The sequence below is a fragment of the Mesorhizobium sp. ZC-5 genome, assembly GCF_025753855.1.
Lineage (GTDB): Bacteria > Pseudomonadota > Alphaproteobacteria > Rhizobiales > Rhizobiaceae > Neomesorhizobium.
Window position 1 is genome coordinate 92,322 of sequence record NZ_JAOWPT010000005.1, and the last position, 18,223, is coordinate 110,544.

At 62.8% G+C, this 18,223-nt stretch carries 11 protein-coding genes and 1 pseudogene; 6 read left to right on the forward strand and 6 right to left on the reverse strand.

All coding sequences use genetic code 11. From position 1 onward, the window contains the following. Window positions 1–10: 10 nt before the first annotated feature. From accB to OHD58_RS15555, 4 genes are all read right to left on the reverse strand, one after another. Complete coding sequence (gene accB, locus OHD58_RS15540) at window positions 11–481, reverse strand: acetyl-CoA carboxylase biotin carboxyl carrier protein (RefSeq protein ID WP_263804327.1); 471 nt, start codon at window positions 479–481, stop codon at window positions 11–13. A gap of 35 nt (window positions 482–516) precedes the next feature. Then, a complete protein-coding gene (gene aroQ, locus OHD58_RS15545) occupies window positions 517–951 on the reverse strand; it encodes a type II 3-dehydroquinate dehydratase (RefSeq protein ID WP_263804328.1) in 435 nt (144 codons plus the stop codon). Between the two features lie 132 nt (window positions 952–1,083). Beyond that, window positions 1,084–1,893 carry a DsbA family protein gene (locus OHD58_RS15550; protein ID WP_263804329.1) on the reverse strand — a complete coding sequence of 270 codons (810 nt, stop codon included), beginning with the start codon at window positions 1,891–1,893 and terminating at the stop codon, window positions 1,084–1,086. 52 nt (window positions 1,894–1,945) lie between these two features. Next, a complete protein-coding gene (locus OHD58_RS15555; RefSeq protein ID WP_263804330.1) occupies window positions 1,946–3,352 on the reverse strand; it encodes a M48 family metalloprotease in 1,407 nt (468 codons plus the stop codon). A 174-nt stretch (window positions 3,353–3,526) separates the two neighbouring features. Between OHD58_RS15555 and OHD58_RS15560 the strand changes: the two genes are divergently transcribed. Beyond that, window positions 3,527–4,675 carry a pyridoxal phosphate-dependent aminotransferase gene (locus tag OHD58_RS15560; protein ID WP_263804331.1) on the forward strand — a complete coding sequence of 383 codons (1,149 nt, stop codon included), beginning with the start codon at window positions 3,527–3,529 and terminating at the stop codon, window positions 4,673–4,675. Between the two features lie 9 nt (window positions 4,676–4,684). Then, the gene (locus tag OHD58_RS15565) at window positions 4,685–5,614 is read left to right on the forward strand and encodes a glutaminase (RefSeq protein WP_263804332.1); all 930 of its coding nucleotides are present in this window, start codon (window positions 4,685–4,687) and stop codon (window positions 5,612–5,614) included. Window positions 5,615–5,705: 91 nt separating this feature from the next. Here the strand turns inward: OHD58_RS15565 and OHD58_RS15570 are convergent, their stop codons facing one another. Beyond that, window positions 5,706–8,630: an Rne/Rng family ribonuclease gene (locus OHD58_RS15570; protein ID WP_263804333.1), complete on the reverse strand. Its 2,925-nt coding sequence runs from the start codon at window positions 8,628–8,630 to the stop codon at window positions 5,706–5,708. Window positions 8,631–9,264: 634 nt separating this feature from the next. Between OHD58_RS15570 and OHD58_RS15575 the strand changes: the two genes are divergently transcribed. The 4 genes and pseudogenes from OHD58_RS15575 to OHD58_RS30710 all read left to right on the forward strand — a co-directional run. Then, window positions 9,265–10,524: an N-acetylmuramoyl-L-alanine amidase gene (locus OHD58_RS15575; RefSeq protein WP_412177222.1), complete on the forward strand. Its 1,260-nt coding sequence runs from the start codon at window positions 9,265–9,267 to the stop codon at window positions 10,522–10,524. 207 nt (window positions 10,525–10,731) lie between these two features. After that, a complete protein-coding gene (locus OHD58_RS15580) occupies window positions 10,732–13,179 on the forward strand; it encodes a penicillin-binding protein 1A (protein ID WP_263804334.1) in 2,448 nt (815 codons plus the stop codon). Between the two features lie 143 nt (window positions 13,180–13,322). Then, window positions 13,323–14,454, forward strand: a protein-coding gene (prfB, locus tag OHD58_RS15585) for a peptide chain release factor 2 (protein ID WP_263804335.1) whose coding sequence is annotated in 2 segments (ribosomal slippage) — window positions 13,323–13,388 and window positions 13,390–14,454 — 1,131 coding nt in all. Because the reading frame shifts where the segments join, the coding sequence is not laid out codon by codon here. Between the two features lie 138 nt (window positions 14,455–14,592). After that, window positions 14,593–14,712, forward strand: a pseudogene (locus tag OHD58_RS30710) (IS5/IS1182 family transposase); the annotation flags it as partial. A gap of 104 nt (window positions 14,713–14,816) precedes the next feature. Here OHD58_RS30710 and OHD58_RS15590 read toward each other — a convergent pair. Next, a complete protein-coding gene (locus OHD58_RS15590; RefSeq protein WP_263804336.1) occupies window positions 14,817–18,143 on the reverse strand; it encodes an ExeM/NucH family extracellular endonuclease in 3,327 nt (1,108 codons plus the stop codon). Window positions 18,144–18,223 lie beyond the last annotated feature (80 nt).

Genomic DNA, 18,223 nt, shown 5'->3' on the forward strand with positions numbered 1-18,223 from the left:
CGATCCCTATCTACTCGATGACGACCAGCGGCTCGCCATATTCGACGGGCTGGCCATCCTCGAACAGGATGGCGGTGACGGTGCCGGCGCGCGGCGAGGGGATCTGGTTCATCGTCTTCATGGCTTCGATGATCAGCAAGGTCTGGCCCTCGCGCACCTGCTGGCCGACTTCGATGAACGGCTTGGCGTCGGGCGATGGGGAAGCATAGGCGGTGCCGACCATTGGCGACGGCACGGCATTCTTTGACGGATCGGAAGGTGCCGCGGCGGGCGCCGCGGCTTGCGCGGCGGCACTGGACTGGCCCGGGAAGACAGGCGCTGCCGGGGCCGCGGCGAAAGCCTGAACGGCTGCCGACTGCCGCGACACACGCACCCTGAGATCGCCCTGCTCGACCTCGATCTCGGTGAGGTTGGTATCGTTCAGGATGCCCGCCAGATCGCGGATCAGCTGCTGGTCAACACCGGTTTTCTTTATCGACATACGAGGCGGTCCCTTGTGTTTTTCTTGGTGCCCGGTCAAAGCCGGGCGGCCAGCGCCCGCAGCGCCAGGATGTATCCAAGCGGGCCGAAGCCGCAGATCATCCCGACGGCAACCGGAGCGACCATGGATACATGGCGAAAAGCTTCGCGCGCGTGAATGTTGGAAAGATGTACCTCGACGACGGGAACCGGCTGGATCGCCCGGATCGCATCATGGATGGCGATCGAGGTGTGGGTGTAGGCGCCGGCATTGAGGACAACACCCGCCGCCTTGTCGCCGGCTTCCTGGATCCAGTCGACAAGCGCGCCTTCGTGGTTCGACTGGCGGAAATCGACCGCAAGCCCGAGTTCCGCAGCGGCCGTCTTGCACTCCTCTTCGACCCCGGCAAGCGTCTTGCCGCCATAGATGCCGGGCTCGCGCTTGCCGAGTGCGTTGAGGTTGGGACCGTTGAGGATGAAGACAGTTTTCAATATGGAACCTTTCGACGCCGAGATGATCCCGGCGCGACGGAACTTCTATAATCGGCATAATCCGCCGCGGAAAGAGCGCACGCGGCTTCTTGTGCTGTCCACAGCCCGTGAATCAGGCGGCGAAACCGGAAATCAGCAAGTTGCTTCCCCGCAAGTCCGCACCGCCTTGATCTTTTCGGCGAGCACTTCCTGTCCGAGTGCCCCGAACACCACTTCGTTGCCGACCACGTAGGAGGGCGTGCCGGTGATGGCGAGCTTGTTGGCGAGGTCGTAGGTCTTGCCGAAAGCATCGATGATCGCGGGGTCCTTCATTTCCTCGCGCAGCTTCGCCTCGTCGGCGCCGAGCGACACCGCGAGCTTGACGGCGCTGGCTTCGCCCGCCCGGCCTGGACCGCCGAGTAGCTGATCGTGGAATTCGGCGTATTTTTCCGGCATCAGTTTGCGGAAGGCCATGGAAACGACGTGGGCTTTTTGCGAATCCGGTCCCAGAATCGGGAATTCCTTCAGGACGAACCGCAAGTTCGGGTCGGCCTCGGTGAGCGCCCGCATGTCCTCGATGGCGCGTTTGCAGTAGCCGCAATTGTAATCATAGAACTCGACAATGGTGACGTCGCCCTTCGGATTGCCGACGACGCCGTCAAATTCCGAATTGAAGATATCGTCCCTGGCGTCATCGATGACGGCAAGGGCGGCGACGCGCTGTTCCTCCTTCTGCTTGACGTCGAGCGCCTGCTGGACCTCGAGCAGCAGTTCGGGATTGGCGAGCAGGTACTCCCGGACAATGGTTTCGACCTGCTTGCGGTCGAGGGTAGCGGCGGGCGCCGCGGTCTGCGGCGTTTCCTGCGCCACAGCGGGCGTCTCACCGCCGCCGATGAGGCTGAAAGCCATGACGCCAAGGGTGATCGCAACAGCGGCGCTGCCCAGCAAGGTTGTCTTTTTCATCGTTCCGATCTCCAGGCCTTTGCCGGTTGGTCGCAATACGCGACCAAAAGGTTCACTTCTTTTTCTTGCCGGTCTGCCGGTAGTTTATGATGTCCTGGGCCCGAACCCAGCCGGGGCTGCCGCGCTTGAATTTCATCTGCGACCGCGCAGCGAAGATCTTAGCATCCTGATAGTTGCCACTGTAATAATGGCCTTCCGCCAGGGCAAGTTCCGCTGACGCCTCGTCGCCAAGCTGGCCGTAGGCCTGAGCGAGATACTGGTATCCGGCGACATTCTGGCGATCGCGGTCGAGACCCTTCTGCAACTCGCCGACCGCCTTGCGCACGAGATCGGGCTTGCCGGTCGCCAGCAACGCCTGGCCGTAGCCGACCTGCAAGGTTCCCGACTTCACCGGGTCGAGCTTCATCGCCCGGGCATAAGCCTCGGCGGCCTCCGCCGGGCGGTTGGCCTTCATCAGCGAATCGGCGCGCAGTTCCTGGAAATACGGGTTCTTCGGCTGCGCCTTGATCAGCGCGTCGGCCTTGGTGATGGCTGTGCGCGGGTTGCCGAAAAGATAGGCCGAAAGCGCTTCGGCGTAAGTCGCCGCAAGGCCGCCGCGTTCGCCGCGGAACAGCCGCGAAGCCGCCGCCTGGCCTTGTGTGAAGACGGCGATCTTGGCCCGCATGAGGTCGTGCCGTTGCTGCAGCGTCGGCGAATCTTTCTCGTTGTAATAAGGGCTCGATTCGGCCAGCGTCTGCAGGTTAGCAATGCGGTCGCGCGGCGCAGGATGGCTGACTTGATAAGGATCGACCCTGGCGCCCGACAGCGACAGTGCCGACTGGAAACGCTGGAAAGTCTTCAACATGCCCTTGGCCGACTGGCCCGTGGCATTGAGATAGGTGATGGCGGACCGGTCGGCCGTGACCTCTTCCGTGCGCTGGTAGCCAAGCAAACCACGGCGGGCAAACTCGCCGCCGCCTGCGGCGACGCCTGCACCCGCCTGCGCCAGTTCGCCTGAATTCGACGCTGCACCTGCCACGACCGCGCCGACACCGAGCAGGCCGGCGACGATGGCCATGGTCTGCGCCCGTTCGAGCTGTTCGCGCAGCCGCTCCTGGTGGCCGCCGGCGATGTGGCCCGCCTCATGCGCCAGGACGCCGATGATCTCGTTGGGGGTCTCGGCCATCAACAGCGCGCCGGTGTTGATGAAGATGCGGCGACCGGCGACGAACGCGTTGAAGCGACGGTCGTTGACCAGGATGATCTCGATGTTGGACTTCGACAGTCCGGCAGCGCCGAGGATGGGCCGCGCATAGTCGCGCACCAGCGCCTCGATCTCGGCGTCGCGTACGATAGACACGCCTTTTTGCGCCGTTGCGACCGTCGGCGTAGCCGTCAGCAGCGGCAGTGCCACGGCAAAGGCGGTCGCGGTTTTCAGCGCGATCGCGAACGTGGCGGACAGGATCGATCTGGTCGGCATGGCGGCAATCACTGGTAGATGAGCAGGACGGCGATGAAAAGACTGCATGCGAGGGATCATGAACTTGTGATCCCCACATCATTCGGGCATTTGTGCGGCGTTGCATGCGCCAAGCGCGCCAGCCGCCGCAATATTCCGGCGGATCGGGCAAACCAGGGCAGAAAAGGTTTACGCATGGTTGTTTCGCTTTCGCGCCGTGGCGACGTCGAGCCGTTCCATGCCATGGATATCCTTGCCGAGGCAAACCGGCTGAAGGCGCAAGGCGTGCCGGTCATCTCGATGGCGGTCGGCCAGCCATCGGATCCGGCGCCCGCGCGTGTGCTCGAAGCCGCCGCGAAAGCACTGGAGAGCGGTCGGATTGGTTATACCGACGCGCTCGGCCTGGCGGCGCTGCGCATCGCGATCGCCGCGCATTATGCGGATCACTACGGGCTGGACATCGCGCCGAGCCGCATTGCTGTCACCACCGGCTCCTCGGCGGCGTTCAACCTTGCCTTCCTAGCGATGTTCGATCCGGGCGACCGCGTTGCGATCGCGGCACCCGGCTATCCCGCCTACCGCAACATCATGGCGGCGCTCGGCATCGAGGTGGTCGAGATCGAACTCGGCGGCGATGCTTATCTGCATGCCGGACACATCGAGGCCGCACACCGCGTCAAGCCGCTGAAGGGCGTGCTGTTCGCCAGCCCGGCCAACCCGACCGGAGCGGTGATCCCGGCCGCGGAGCTGAAGCTGCTCGTCGAAACCGCCGAAAAGCTCGGTATCGGCGTCATTTCCGACGAGATCTATCACCGGCTGGCTTATGCCGCGCCGGACGCCACGGCGCTTGCCTACGGCAGCGGCGTCACCGTCATCAACTCATTTTCGAAATATTACTGCATGACCGGCTGGCGCATCGGCTGGATGGTGCTGCCCGAGCCGCTGGTGCGGCAGGTCGAGCGCATCGCGCAGAGCCTCTATATCTCGCCGCCCGAGTTGTCGCAGATCGCCGCGACCGAAGCGTTCAAGGCGACGCAGGAACTCGACGCGGTGAAGGCGCGCTATGCCTGGAACCGCGAATTGCTGATGAAGCGGCTGCCCGAACTCGGTTTCCCGCTGGCCGCACCTATGGATGGCGCCTTCTACGCCTTCTGCGACGTTACCCGCCACACCAACGACAGCATGGTGTTCGCGCAAAAGATGCTGGCCGAGGCCTATGTCGCGGCAACGCCCGGCCGCGACTTCGATCCGCTTGCCGGGCACCGGACGATGCGCTTTTCCTATGCCGGTAGCCATGACGAGATGGTCGAAGCCATGGCGCGTATCGAAAACTGGCTGAAATAGAGGGGCGGCATGCCGGAACTTGAACAGGCGCTGGCGGACGTCGCCGCCGAGATGGCGGCGCGGACCGATCGTGGCGACGTTGCCACCTACATTCCGCAGCTCGGCAAGGTCGATCCGCGGAAGTTCGGCATCGCGGTCGCCACCAATGACGGGCGGGTGCTGACGGCCGGCGATGCCGACGACGTCTTCTCGATCCAGAGCATTTCCAAGGTTTTCACGCTGACGCTGGCGCTGGGCGAGGTGGGCGACGCGCTGTGGAAGCGGGTCGGACGCGAGCCGTCGGGCAATCCGTTCAACTCGATCGTGCAGCTCGAGCACGAAAACGGCATCCCGCGCAATCCGTTCATCAATGCCGGCGCGATCGTCATCTCCGACATCATGCTTGCCGGCCATCAGCCGCGCGAGACGATCGGCGAAATCGTGCGCTTCATCCGTTTTCTCGCCGACGACGACACGATCGCCATCGACCATGCGGTCGCGGCCTCCGAGCGCGCGACAGGCTTCCGCAATTTCGCCCTGGCCAACTACATGCGCTCGTTCGGAAATCTTGTGCACGCGCCGGAACTGGCGCTCGGCGTCTATTTCCACCACTGCGCCATCGCCATGAGCTGCCGCCAGCTCGCCATGGCGGGACGGTTTCTAGCCAATGCGGGCCGGCATCCGGAAACCGGGCATTCCGTCGTTTCGGCGGAGCGGGCTCGCCGCATCGCCGCGCTGATGCTGACCTGCGGCCACTATGACGGCTCCGGCGATTTCGCCTTCCGCGTCGGCATTCCCGGCAAGAGCGGCGTCGGCGGCGGCATAATGGGCATCGTGCCGGGTGTCGCGTCTATGGCCGTGTGGTCGCCCGGGCTCAATGCCAACGGTAACTCGAAGCTCGGCTCGATCGCGCTGGAGAAACTGGCGAAGGCGATGAACTGGTCGATCTTCGCGCCATAACTGTCCGCGTTCGAGGTGCGGTCAAAAAAATGAAAATCCCGTGCTATCTGTTTGAAAGCGCGGGATTTCTGTTCGTTTCAAGAGCCAGGTTCTAGAAAAAGCTCTTGCGTTGCCACCAACCAGCCTTTTTGGGCTTGGCTTCCTCGTCGCTGGCGGCGGTCGACGAGACGACCGGCACCGGCGGCGCGTCGCTTGGCTTCGGCTCGGCCTTTCGCCTTGTGGCACGCTGGCGGGGCTTTGCTTCTTCCGCGACCGGCTCGGCAGCGGCTGGGGCAGGTTCCGGTTCGATCGCAATCGGTTCAGCCGCCGACTCGGCCGACACAACCTCAGCCACCGCCGCTGCAGCAGCAGCTTCCGCTTCGGCCTTTTTCGATTTGGCGGTGCGGCGCGGCTTCTTCGGCTTTTCGACGGGCGTCTCTTCGGCGGTCGGCGCCGGCTCGGCTTCGATCACGATGGCCTCTACGGTTTCAACCTCCGAATCGGCGGAGATTTCCCCCGCTTCTTCACCCGCCGCCTCGTCTTTGCGGTTGCGCTTGCCGCCGCGCTTGCCGCGCCGGCGCTTCTTGTGGTCGCCGGCCGCATCCTCGCCGGAATCCTGCGCCTCGAGGGTTTCGGCAGAACCGGCTTCAATGGCGGTGTTCTCTGCTTCATCGTTGCCGGGTGCCGCGGTTGCTACCGAGGCACCTTCATTCGGCGCTGCGTGTTCGCGTTCCCGGTCGCGATCACGCCCGCCACGCCGCCGCCGGCGCCGCTTGCGCTTGTGATCATGACCCCGGTCGCCTTCTTCGCCGCGATGTTCGGGGCGGGCGGGGCGCTCGACAGCCTCGACGATTGCTTCGTCCTCCTCCTCGACCACTTCGATCTCGTCTGTTTCGTCCGGCTCGATTTCGGGAGTTGCGGGCGCCAGCAAGGCCTCGGTCCAGCCGGCCGGCTTTTCGGCGAGTGCGCCACGGAAGATCGCATAGTGCTGCGAACCGACAGTCTCGTCGGGCTCAAGCGTTATGGTCACCGCAAAGCGCGTCTCCAGTTCGACCAGCTTGGCGCGCTTGTGGTTGAGCACGTACATCGCGGTGGCGGCCGGCGTGCGCACGGTGATGTGGCTGCGCGAATCCTTCAGCAGGAATTCCTCGATCGCTCGCACCACGAGCAGCGCCACCGACGAATCCGACCGCACATGGCCGGTGCCGCCGCAATGCGGACAGGGCTTCATGGTCGATTCGAGCACGCTGGCGCGGATGCGCTGGCGCGACATCTCCAAGAGGCCGAAATGCGAGATGCGGCCGACCTGAATGCGGGCGCGGTCGTTCTTGAGGTGATCCTTCAGCCGCTTCTCGACGGAGCGGTTGTTGCGGTTCTCCTCCATGTCGATGAAGTCGATGACGATCAGGCCGGCAAGGTCGCGGAGCCTGAGCTGGCGGGCGACTTCCTCGGCCGCCTCCAGGTTGGTCTGCAGCGCGGTGTCCTCGATCGAATGCTCCTTGGTGGAGCGGCCGGAGTTGACGTCGATCGACACCAGCGCTTCGGTCTGGTTGATGATGATGTAGCCCCCGCTCTTCAGCGTCACCTGCGGCTGCAGCATGCGGTCGAGCTGTGCCTCGATGCCGTTGCGGGCAAAGATCGGCGTGGTGTCGCGGTAGGGCTGAACCACCTTGGCGTGGCTCGGCATCAGCATGCGCATGAAGTCCTTCGCTTCGCGATAGCCTTCATCGCCGGCGACAAGCACCTCGTCGATGTCCTTGTTGTAGAGATCGCGGACCGAACGCTTGATCAGGCTGCCTTCCTCGTAGACGAGGGAAGGGGCCGTGGACTGCAGCGTCGTGTTGCGAACGGTTTCCCACATCCGCATCAGGTACTCGTAGTCGCGCTTGATCTCGGCCTTGGTGCGGCTTTCGCCGGCGGTGCGCAGGATGACGCCCATGCCCTGAGGCACAGCGAGATCCTGGACGACCTCCTTGAGCCGTTTGCGGTCCTGGGCGTTGGTGATCTTGCGGGAAATGCCGCCGCCACGCGCCGTGTTCGGCATCAGCACCGAATAACGGCCGGCGAGCGACAGGTAGGTGGTCAGCGCGGCGCCCTTGTTGCCGCGCTCTTCCTTGACGACCTGGACCAGCAGGATCTGCCGGCGTTTGATAACTTCCTGGATCTTGTAGTTGCGTCGCGCCGGCTTGCGGCGGTTGCGCACTTCTTCAAGCGCGTCCTCGGCGCCGACCGACTCGACCTCGTGGTCGTCGCCGTGCGAGCCATGGACTTCCTCGATGACACCGCGAGCCTCGCTCTCTGAGGCTTCGGCGTCGGTCTTGCTGTCGGGCACAGGCTCGGAGATGACGTCGGCATCGATCGCCGCAGCCATCGACGTCGGGCCACGCCCCTCGTTTTCGTCGCTGCCGGACTGATCGTCCGATTCTTCACTGGCTTCGGCCTCCGGAGACGCTTCCTGCTGAGGTGTTTCAGCCTGTGCAGCCTCCGATTCGTCGGATGCCGTTGCCTGGCTCGTCCCGACCGCGTCTTCGCTGCCGCTCGCCTCGACATCGTCGCTGGCTGCAGCTTCGGTTTCCTGTCCGGCTGTCTCTTCCGCCTCGTCGCCGGCGTTATCGCCATTGGCATCGTTGGCGCGGTGCTCGTCGCGGCCGCGGTTCTTGCCACCGCGCCGCCGCCGCCGGTTGTTGCTGCTGCGGTTGCGGTCCTGCCGCTCTTCGCCGTCACTGTCCTCGTCGTCTTCGGCTTCCGCCTCTTCGGCTTCGGCACGCAGCAGCGCCTGACGGTCGGCGACCGGAATCTGGTAGTAGTCGGGATGGATTTCGCTGAAGGCAAGGAAACCGTGACGGTTCCCGCCATATTCGACAAAGGCGGCCTGAAGGGACGGTTCGACGCGGGTTACGCGGGCGAGATAGATGTTTCCTTTAAGCTGCTTCTTGTCCTGTGATTCAAAATCGAATTCTTCGATACGGTTACCGCGAACGACGACAACCCGTGTTTCCTCCGGGTGGGAGGCGTCTATAAGCATTTTGTTGGGCATTATTTCTTATCTCCACGGCAGCCGCCAACAAGGGCAAGCGGGCTGATACGCCCCGCCTTGCACCTGTCTGGAAATGCGTGCCGGACAATTGAGGGTTCGCCGGCCGCTGCCGTGGCGCGATCGACAGACCGCCCGCCGCCACAATGGCGCGGGAATATCCGGTCTTGTCCATGATCGCGCTTGAAGCCATCGCGTAACCTTGCAGAACCATTACAACCAAGGCCCGGACATCCGGACCAGCTATTTTGCTCTTACAGAGCCGGCGCGGGAGTGCCGTCCCGGCCGTTTTTCCTCACCTAAGGGTTTCCAACTCACGGGAAACGCCTTGAAGAAATCCTTCGGAAACACCCGTGCCGATCGCAACCTGCGATTGGAACCGAGTTTTCGTCGCCAGACATGAAAGAGGTACGGCGGTGCGGACCGGTTCCGAGCATTGCGGTGATCCAATGTCGCTTTTATGATTTGCAGGCCTTTATGGCAACCCTGTTTTCGATGCCGGCAAAACACGCGTTCCCTCACGTCATATGGGCACGAAAGGGTTGGTTAACCATAAGAAGCTACGAGTTGTTAATCGCCGCCGTGGCCGTTCTGTCGTATGCTGGCATGAGTCGAGCGAAAGGGGCGGTTCGAGTGTATGGAAACGCGTAATGGATGGGCTGATTTGACCGACAAGGCCAGTTTTTCCGGCATCTGGTTCCATGCCGTCCTGTGCGGTTTCCTTCTCGCGCTCTTTGTCTCCCTGCCGTTGCGGGCAAGTGCGGCGCCGCTCGAGGCCAAAGCCTACAAGATGGCGGGCGACGCTACCCACATGCGCATCGTCATGCAGTTTGACCGCGAGCCCGATCCGCGCTGGTTCCTGCTGCGCGGACCACACCGGCTGGTGATAGACCTGCCGGAAACCAACTTTTCCGTCGACGCGCGCGAGTTGAAGGCGCGCGGCCTGGTCGCCGGCGTGCGGTTCGGCAATGTGGGCGAGGGGCGCTCGCGGCTGATCCTTTCGGCGAAAGGCCCATTCGCGGTCGAGCGCGTCGAAGTGCTGGAAAACGAAAAGTCCGAGGGCTATCGGCTGGTCGCCGATATCGCTGCATCGTCCGAACGGGTGTTCGACGAGGCACTGGCGGAGCAGACGCAGACCACGGGATCGACGCAGGCGACCAAAAAGACGGACCGGCTTGGCCAGATGGCGCCGCGCGCCGCGGGCAAACGCTTCACTATTGTCATCGATCCTGGCCATGGCGGCATCGATGGCGGCGCCGAGGGCGTCAACGGCGCCGTCGAGAAATCCGTCACTCTGGCGTTTGCCACGGAGCTGAAGAAAAAGCTCGAGCAAACAGGCCCTTACAACGTGTTCCTGACGCGCGAGAAGGACGAGTTCCTGCGCCTGGACGAGCGCGTCCGCATCGCCCGGCAGCACGAGGCCGACCTGTTCATCTCGATCCACGCCGATACGATTCGGCTGAAAGGCATCCGCGGCGCCACCGTCTACACGGTTTCCGACAAGGCCTCCGACGCCGAAGCCGCGGCGCTCGCGGTGCGCGAGAACCTTTCCGATGAACTGGCCGGCATCGAGATCGAGGAAGAGAATCACGAGGTGGCCGACATCCTGGTCGACCTCATCCGCCGCGAGACGCACACATTCTCGATGCGGTTCGCTCGTTCGCTGGTTGGCGAACTGTCGACCGCGGTGGAACTGATCAACAATCCGCATCGTTCGGCCGGCTTCAAGGTGCTGAGAGCGCCCGATGTCCCTTCAGTGCTGGTCGAGCTTGGCTATCTTTCCAACGCAAAGGACGAAGCGCAGCTTCTCGATCCCGACTGGCGCGGCAAGGCGGCCGAACGCATCTCCGCGGCGGTCGAATTATTTGCCACCGAAAGAACCGGTACGGGCGGGTAGGCGGGACAACCGCACGTCGTACAAATCGTTGCGCGCGCACCACAGTTCGTGATTTAATCGCATTGAATCGGAAGGCTTCTCGATGCTGCCGCATTTTGCCCACAACGGCGCGACAAGAGTTGACCTCTACAGATCGGAATGTTTCCGGTGGCGCGCAGCCGCTGCCACAATTTTGGCGGGAACCCCGATTTTTGCACTGGAGCGGGCATGATACGGCTAATCGGCTATTTCTTCGGCATCGGCGTGATGCTGGCGCTGCTTGTTGCGGCGGGCGCCGGCATCTATGTCAGCAGCCTGACCAAGGATTTGCCAGATTACGAGGTGCTCGCAAAATACGAGCCGCCGGTGACGACACGCGTCCACGCTTCGGATGGCGCGCTCATGGGCGAGTTCGCACGTGAGCGGCGCCTTTACCTGCCGATCCAGGCGGTGCCGGATCGCGTCAAGGCGGCCTTCCTCTCGGCCGAGGACAAGAATTTCTACAACCACCCGGGCGTGGACATAACCGGCCTGTTCCGGGCGGTGGTGACCAATTTCCAGAACATGGGCTCCGGACGCCGGCCGGTCGGCGCCTCGACAATCACCCAGCAGGTCGCGAAAAACTTCCTGCTTTCTTCCAACCAGACCTACGACCGCAAGATCCGCGAGATGATTCTCGCCTTCCGCATCGAGCAGGCCTATTCCAAGGACCGCATCCTCGAACTCTACGTGAACGAGATCTTCTTCGGGCTCGGCGCTTACGGTGTCGCCGGCGCGGCACTTACCTATTTCGACAAGTCGGTCAACGAACTGACGCTTTCGGAGGCGGCCTATCTGGCAGCGCTGCCGAAAGGCCCGTCCAACTATCATCCGTTCAAATACACCGACCGGGCGATCGAGCGGCGCAACTGGGTGATCGACCAGATGGTCGACAACGGCTATGCGACCCGCGAGGAAGGCGAGAAGGCAAAGGCCGAGGGGCTCGGCGTTTCGCCCCGCCGCAACGGAAACTACCTGTTCGCCGGTGAGTACTTCACCGAAGAAGTCCGCCGCGAACTCATTTCGCGCTACGGCGAAGATGCGCTGTACGAAGGCGGGCTGTCGGTGCGCACGACGCTCGACCCGAAGCTGCAACTGATGGCCCGCAAAGCGCTGCAGAACGGCCTGATCAAGTTCGACCGCCTGCGCGGCTATCGCGGTCCGAAGGAAAGCATTGACATTTCAGGCGACTGGGGCGAGGCGCTCGGCAAGGTCAAGGGGCTCAGCGACGTTCCCGAGTGGCAGTTGGCTGTCGTTCTCGACAGTTCGGCGGAAGGCCTGACGGTCGGGTTGCAGCCACAGCGGGAAGTATCCGGCGCCCTCAAGGCCGAACGCGACCAGGGCACGGTCTCGCAGGAGGACATGAGCTGGGCCATGCGCCATGTGGTAAACGGCCAGCGGGTGAAGGCAAAGTCGCCCGCCGACGTGCTCAAGCCGGGTGATGTCGTGTTCGTCGAGAAGAAGGAAGGCAGCGCCTACATGCTGCGTCAGCCGCCGGAGGTTTCGGGCGGACTGGTCGCCATGGATCCGCACACCGGCCGCGTCCTGGCGATGGTCGGCGGCTTCTCCTATGCAGACTCCGAATTCAACCGCGCCACGCAGGCCTATCGCCAGCCCGGTTCCTCGTTCAAGCCATTCGTCTACGCGGCTGCCCTCGACAATGGCTATACTCCGGCGTCGGTGGTCATGGACGGACCGATCACCATCACCCAGGGCAACACCGTGTGGTCGCCGAAGAACTACGACGGCAAGCCCGGCGGCCCGTCGACCTTGCGCACCGGCATCGAGCGGTCGCGCAACCTGATGACCGTGCGCCTTGCCAACGACATGGGCATGCCGCTGGTCGTCGAATATGCCGAGCGCTTTGGCGTCTACGACAAGCTGGCGCCCTATCTGCCGATGGCGCTGGGCTCGGGTGAAACCACCGTCATGCGCATGGTTTCCGCCTATTCAGTGATGGCCAACGGCGGCAAGCAGATCCACCCGTCGCTGATCGACCGTATCCAGGATCGTTACGGCAAGACGGTGTTCAAGCACGACGAACGGGCCTGCGACAATTGCAATGCGCAGAGCTGGTCCAATCAGGCGGAGCCGGAACTCGTCGACAATGCCGAGCAGGTGCTCGACCCGATGACCGCCTACCAGATCACCTCGATGATGGAAGGCGTGGTGACCAGGGGTACCGCGGTGACCGTTTCGGAACTCGGCCGTCCCATTGCCGGCAAGACCGGAACAACAAACGACGAAAAGGACGCGTGGTTCATGGGCTATACGCCCAATCTCGTGGTCGGCCTCTATATGGGCTACGACCAGCCGCAGACGCTGGGCAAGGGCTCGACCGGCGGCGGCCTCGCGGCGCCGATCTTCAAGGAATTCATGGCGCAAGCGCTGAAGGACACGCCGGTCGTCAACTTCAAGGTGCCGGAAGGCATGAAGCTCATCGCCATCAACCGCAAGACCGGCATGCAGGCGCATGAAGGCGACGCTGGCGTGATCATGGAAGCCTTCAAGCCAGGCACCGGTCCGGCGGACAGCTACTGGGTCATCGGCGGCGAAGAAGTCGCCAGCCAGGGCCGTGAAGCCATCTCGCCACAGGCCAACAAGGCGATCCAGTCGGGCGGCGGCGGCCTCTACTGAAGTCAACGCATTCATCGAACGGGCGGGTGCGCTGCATCCGCCCGTTTGCCTTTCCACTGTTTCCTTTACACGCGGGAGCGGCGTCCCTATGTTCCGCGCCGGCCAACGATCCCGCCATTCAATTCAGGAAGAAAAAACCTGCCATGCGTGCAGAAACAGAAAATCTGGTCGATGAAATCAAGCAGGGCATCACCCTGCTGAGGAGGCATCTTTGACTGGGATCAAGCGCTGAAGCGACTTGATTACCTGAACATGCGCGCCGAGGATTCCTCGCTCTGGAACGATCCGCAGGAAGCGCAGAAACTGATGCGCGAGCGCCAGGGCCTCGATGACGGCATCAAGGCGGTCAAGGGACTGACTCAGGCTCTGGAAGACAATGTCGGCCTGATCGAGCTTGGCGAGGAAGAAGGCGACCAGGGCGTCATCGCCGAGGCCGAAGCCGCGATCCGTTCGATGGCCGGCGAAGTCAAGGCGCGGCAGATCGAGACGCTTCTCTCTGGCGAAGCGGATGCCAACGACACCTATCTCGAAGTGCATGCGGGTGCCGGCGGCACCGAGAGCCAGGACTGGGCGAACATGCTTCTGCGCATGTACACGCGCTGGGCCGAGCGGCGTCGCTTCAAGGTCGAGGTGCTCGAAGTGCATGACGGAGAAGAGGCGGGCATCAAATCGGCCACTCTTCTTATAAAGGGCCACAACGCCTATGGCTGGCTGAAGACGGAGTCGGGCGTCCATCGCCTGGTGCGCATCTCGCCATACGATTCGAATGCGCGGCGACACACCTCCTTCTCCAGCATCTGGGTCTATCCGGTGGTCGACGATTCGATCGAGATCGAGGTTTCCGAATCGGACGTGCGTATCGACACCTACCGTTCGTCCGGTTCGGGCGGCCAGCACGTCAACACCACAGATTCGGCCGTGCGCATCACCCATCTCGCCACCGGCATCGCGGTAGCGTGCCAGGCGGAGCGCTCGCAGCACAAAAACAAGGCCAAGGCTTGGGAAATGCTGCGCTCACGTCTGTACGAGGAGGAGTTGAAGAAGCGCGAAGCCGCCGCCAACGCCACCGAGGCCTCGAAGTCGGACATCGGCTGGGGCCACCAGATCCGCTCCTACGTGCTGCAGCCGTATCAGTTGGTGAAGGACCTGCGCACTGGCGTCGAATCGACCAGCCCGTCGGACGTGCTCGACGGCGACCTCGACGACTTCATGGAGGCGTCGCTGTCGCAGCGCATCGAGGGCGGGGCAGGGCAACCTGTAGAGGATTTGGATTGAGAAGCGACCGAGACCAGCCGCGCCGGTTTCTTTCGCCAGCCACTCTGCTCCTTGTGTCTGCTTGCCTCGGTTGTGGCGGATCACGACCGTAGCGCAGACGACAGCAGCCGGCGAAGATAGCGGTTCCCCCTGCTTCGAGATGCCACCATCGTCAAGGTCCACCGCCATGGCCAGGGCGCAAAAGGGGTACTCAGAGCCAGGCTATTTGGCTGCTCCAATGGCGGCATGACCACCAAAATCCTCGCGCTCACCGATGCGGCATCGTCAAACTCGCAGCGATCGCAATCTGGCTCAAATAGTTAAATCGTTTCTACGGACTAGGTGCACCCGGCGAGAGGCCGGGTGCTTTTTGGCTCATATGGTCAGACAAACGGTATGACGCCGAGGTCGAGCCCGATGATCAACGGATCGTGGTCCGAGGTCGCGAACGGATCGTTGTTGTAGAACGCCGCATCGGTGAACTCGCTCGAATAGCTGAGCAGGTCCGGTTCGTCGGAATTGATATGCCATTCGGTCACGCCGGTCACTTGTCCGGCCATCGATGCCGTTGCCAAACCTTGATCCAGGGTGCCGCGCTGGCCGCTGAACACATAGCTGTAGGCTTCGTCCTGGCCTATGAACTGGTCGATCAGATCGATGAAGCCGGCATCCCGGATGACGTCGACCGGATCCTCCTGCGCATAGGAGTTGAGGTCGCCGATGATCAGCGCGTCGGTGTCGCCGCTGCCGGTCGGGTCGGTCGCGAGCCAAGCCGTGAGCTGCTCGGCGGCGTCGACGCGGGCTGCATTCCAGTAGCTTTGCCCGTCGCCCTGATCGTAGTTCGGGTCGTTGGGATCGGTCAGGCCGCTGTCGCCTTTCGACTTGAAGTGATTGACCGCAAGCGTGAAGCGTTCGCCGGTGCCGATTTCCTCGAAGGCGACCGCGATCGTCGGGCGGTGAAGCTGCTGCCCGCCGCCGGTGTCGTATTCGAGAAAATCGCTGCCAACCACCGAAAGCACGTCCTTCTTGTAGATGACGCCGGTGGTGATCGCGTCGGTGCCGATAAAGCCGTCCGGGCTGCCGCCGGTCGGATCAACGAAGGCGTAGACTTCGGCGCCAAGCTCCGCATTCAGCGCATCGACCAGTGTCTTGATCGCCGATGTATCGCCGAAGCCGTTGTTTTCGAGCTCCTGCAGGCCGAGCACGTCGGCGTCGATCGCCAATATGGCGCTGACAGCCTTGTCCAGTTGCCGCGCCAGGTCCGCTGCCGTGGCGGCGCCGCGCGGCTCGAGATTGTTGGGTCCAGAACCGGCACCGGAGCCGTCGCGCAAGGTCGTGAACAAGTTGAGCAGGTTGAAGCTCGCGACCTTCAGGTCGCCGCCGACGTCGGCCGGTGTTTCCGCCGGCCTTGTGTTCGTTGCCTGATCGACCGGCAGCACGCCGTCGACATGCATGCGGTAGGCGTCGAAGCCGTAGCTCAGCACGCCCTTGATGGGCGCACTCATGTCCGCGCCCAGCCGCAGCGTCGGGCCGCTGGAGGAGAATATGTCGCCGGAATCGAGATAGCCGTTGCCGTTGTCGCCCACCGACGCGGGGACATAACGGAACGAATCCGGGTTCTGGCTCGAAACGCCATCGTCGATGATCAGCCGGTTCAGTGCATTTGCCTGTGTCAACGCGGCAATCTCGGCCGCATCGGTGTCCGGATCGTAGAGTTGCGTCGGCTGATACTGGTCGCCCGCGCTGACCGTGATTTCGCCGTAACGGTCGAGATTGAAGTTCTCGACAACGGTGATCGGGTTCGCCGTGCTGCCGGTTAGCGAGATTCGCATTCCCTCAAAGCGCTCCAGTACATCCGCGGTGGCGAGTGGCAGCGTGACGTCGGTCAGGTCGGGCAGGGCGTGACCCGAGGTAATCGTGTTGATCGAAACGAGGTCGGTAATCTGGGTCAGGCCGAAGAACTCATCGACCGTTCCCGCGACGTCGACCAGATCGCCAGCCGAAACGGATGGAGTGCCGCCGGTGAATACGAAGATACCTTCCGAAGTCAGGACATTGCCGTCCGCGTCGGTCGCCTCTTCCTGCAGGAAGAAGCCGTTGCCCACCGTGTAGGTCACGACCGCCGAAACGAGAACGTAGGTGCCTTCGTAAAAGCTTGCCGAGCCGGTACCCTGGATCTCGGAAATCAACAGTTCGGTCGGATCGGTCGGGTTGGTATCGCCACCATTGGCCGCGCCAGGGGTGGACTCCCTGGGGCCTTCCCAGTCCGTTGGCCCGTCGCCGGTACGCTGCAGGGACTGACCAAGTGCGGTGGAGGAGGTTTCCGATACACCGATATCGACCGAAGTCTGGCCCGCCGCCGGACCATCAGTGGCGGTCAACGTTCCTTCGTAGCTCAGGAACTCGATGACAGTCCCGTTGTTGGAGAGAGCGATACCGTCCGGGCTGCCGTTCTGGATACCGTCGGTCCGTCGCGACCAGACATAATAATCGAAGTCGTCGTCACTGGTCTTGGGCAATATGCTGACGGGCGTAAGGCTGTAGAACTGTCCGCTCGCGCCATTGTAGAGATCGATCTGCATGCCGCTGACGTCTGTGCCCTTGGCGACGCGGATTTCCACGAACTCATTCTGGTCGATGCCGGCATTGTCATAGTGCACTTCGTTGATGCGCGGCGCGGAGGGTGGTGTCTCGTCGACATCGGTGATCGTGACGGCGATGTCCTGTGTCGTCTCGCCGCCATGCTCGTCGAGCGCCGCGACCGTCACGTCGTAGACGTTGTCGCCACCAGAATCGGCTGGATTTTCGAAGTCGGGTGAATTGATGAACCGCAACGCGCCGGTCGCCGGGTCGATCGTGAAAAACGATGCATCCGCGCCGCCGATGATGGAGAACGTGACATTATCGCTGTCGACGTCTTCGGCATCGACTGTCAGCATGGGCTCGTCGGAGTTTTCTTCCACCGAGACCGCTGCGGCCGAAACGATTTCCGGATCGTCATTGACGCCGTTGATGGTCACGGTGACCGTAGCGGTATCGGTTCCGCCGCGGCCGTCGCTGACGGTGTAGGTGAAGGTGTCGGTCACGCTTTCGCCAGCCCGCAGGCTGTCGAAAAGGTTCCCCTGTTCGTAGCGAATGGTACCGTTCTCCAGCGTCACGACCGCACCCGACGCGCTGGTCGCCGACACTCCGGAGAGGGTCAGCGCGTCACCGTCGAACTCGCTGTCGTTTGCGGTCAGGTCGGCCGCAGCCAGCACAAGCGCGGTGTTCTCGTCGGTAGAGAAGATGTCGTCACGGGCAAGCACTGCATTGTTGCGGCCGTCGAGATAGAGCGTGTAGTCGTCGGCACCGAAATAGAGCGCTTCGATCCCGGTGAGCCGATCGGTGTCGCCGTTTGACAGGTCATGCACAGTGACGACGCTGCTCCAGCGGCCGGGCGGCGTTATGTCGAAATCCTCGATCGAACCGGCATAGATGGCCGTGTCGAAGCCGCGCCCGCCATTGACAATATCGTCGCCTTCACCACCCTCGACGGCATCATCGCCCGTACCCGCATCGACGATGTCGTCGCCGCTTCCGGCCGCAATCGTGTCGTTGCCGCCGAAGGTGATGATTACATCGCGCCGGTCGGTGCCGTTGATGGTGTCTGGGCGAAAGGTGCCGAAGACGAGATTCGGAAACCAGTTGTTGAAGGAAAAGGACATGGCCATCGGACCTTTCACAAACGTTGAGGTGAGGCGAAAACTGGAGCCAGCCGAGAGCTAGCAGCCCGCCATTACAGTTTGTTGAC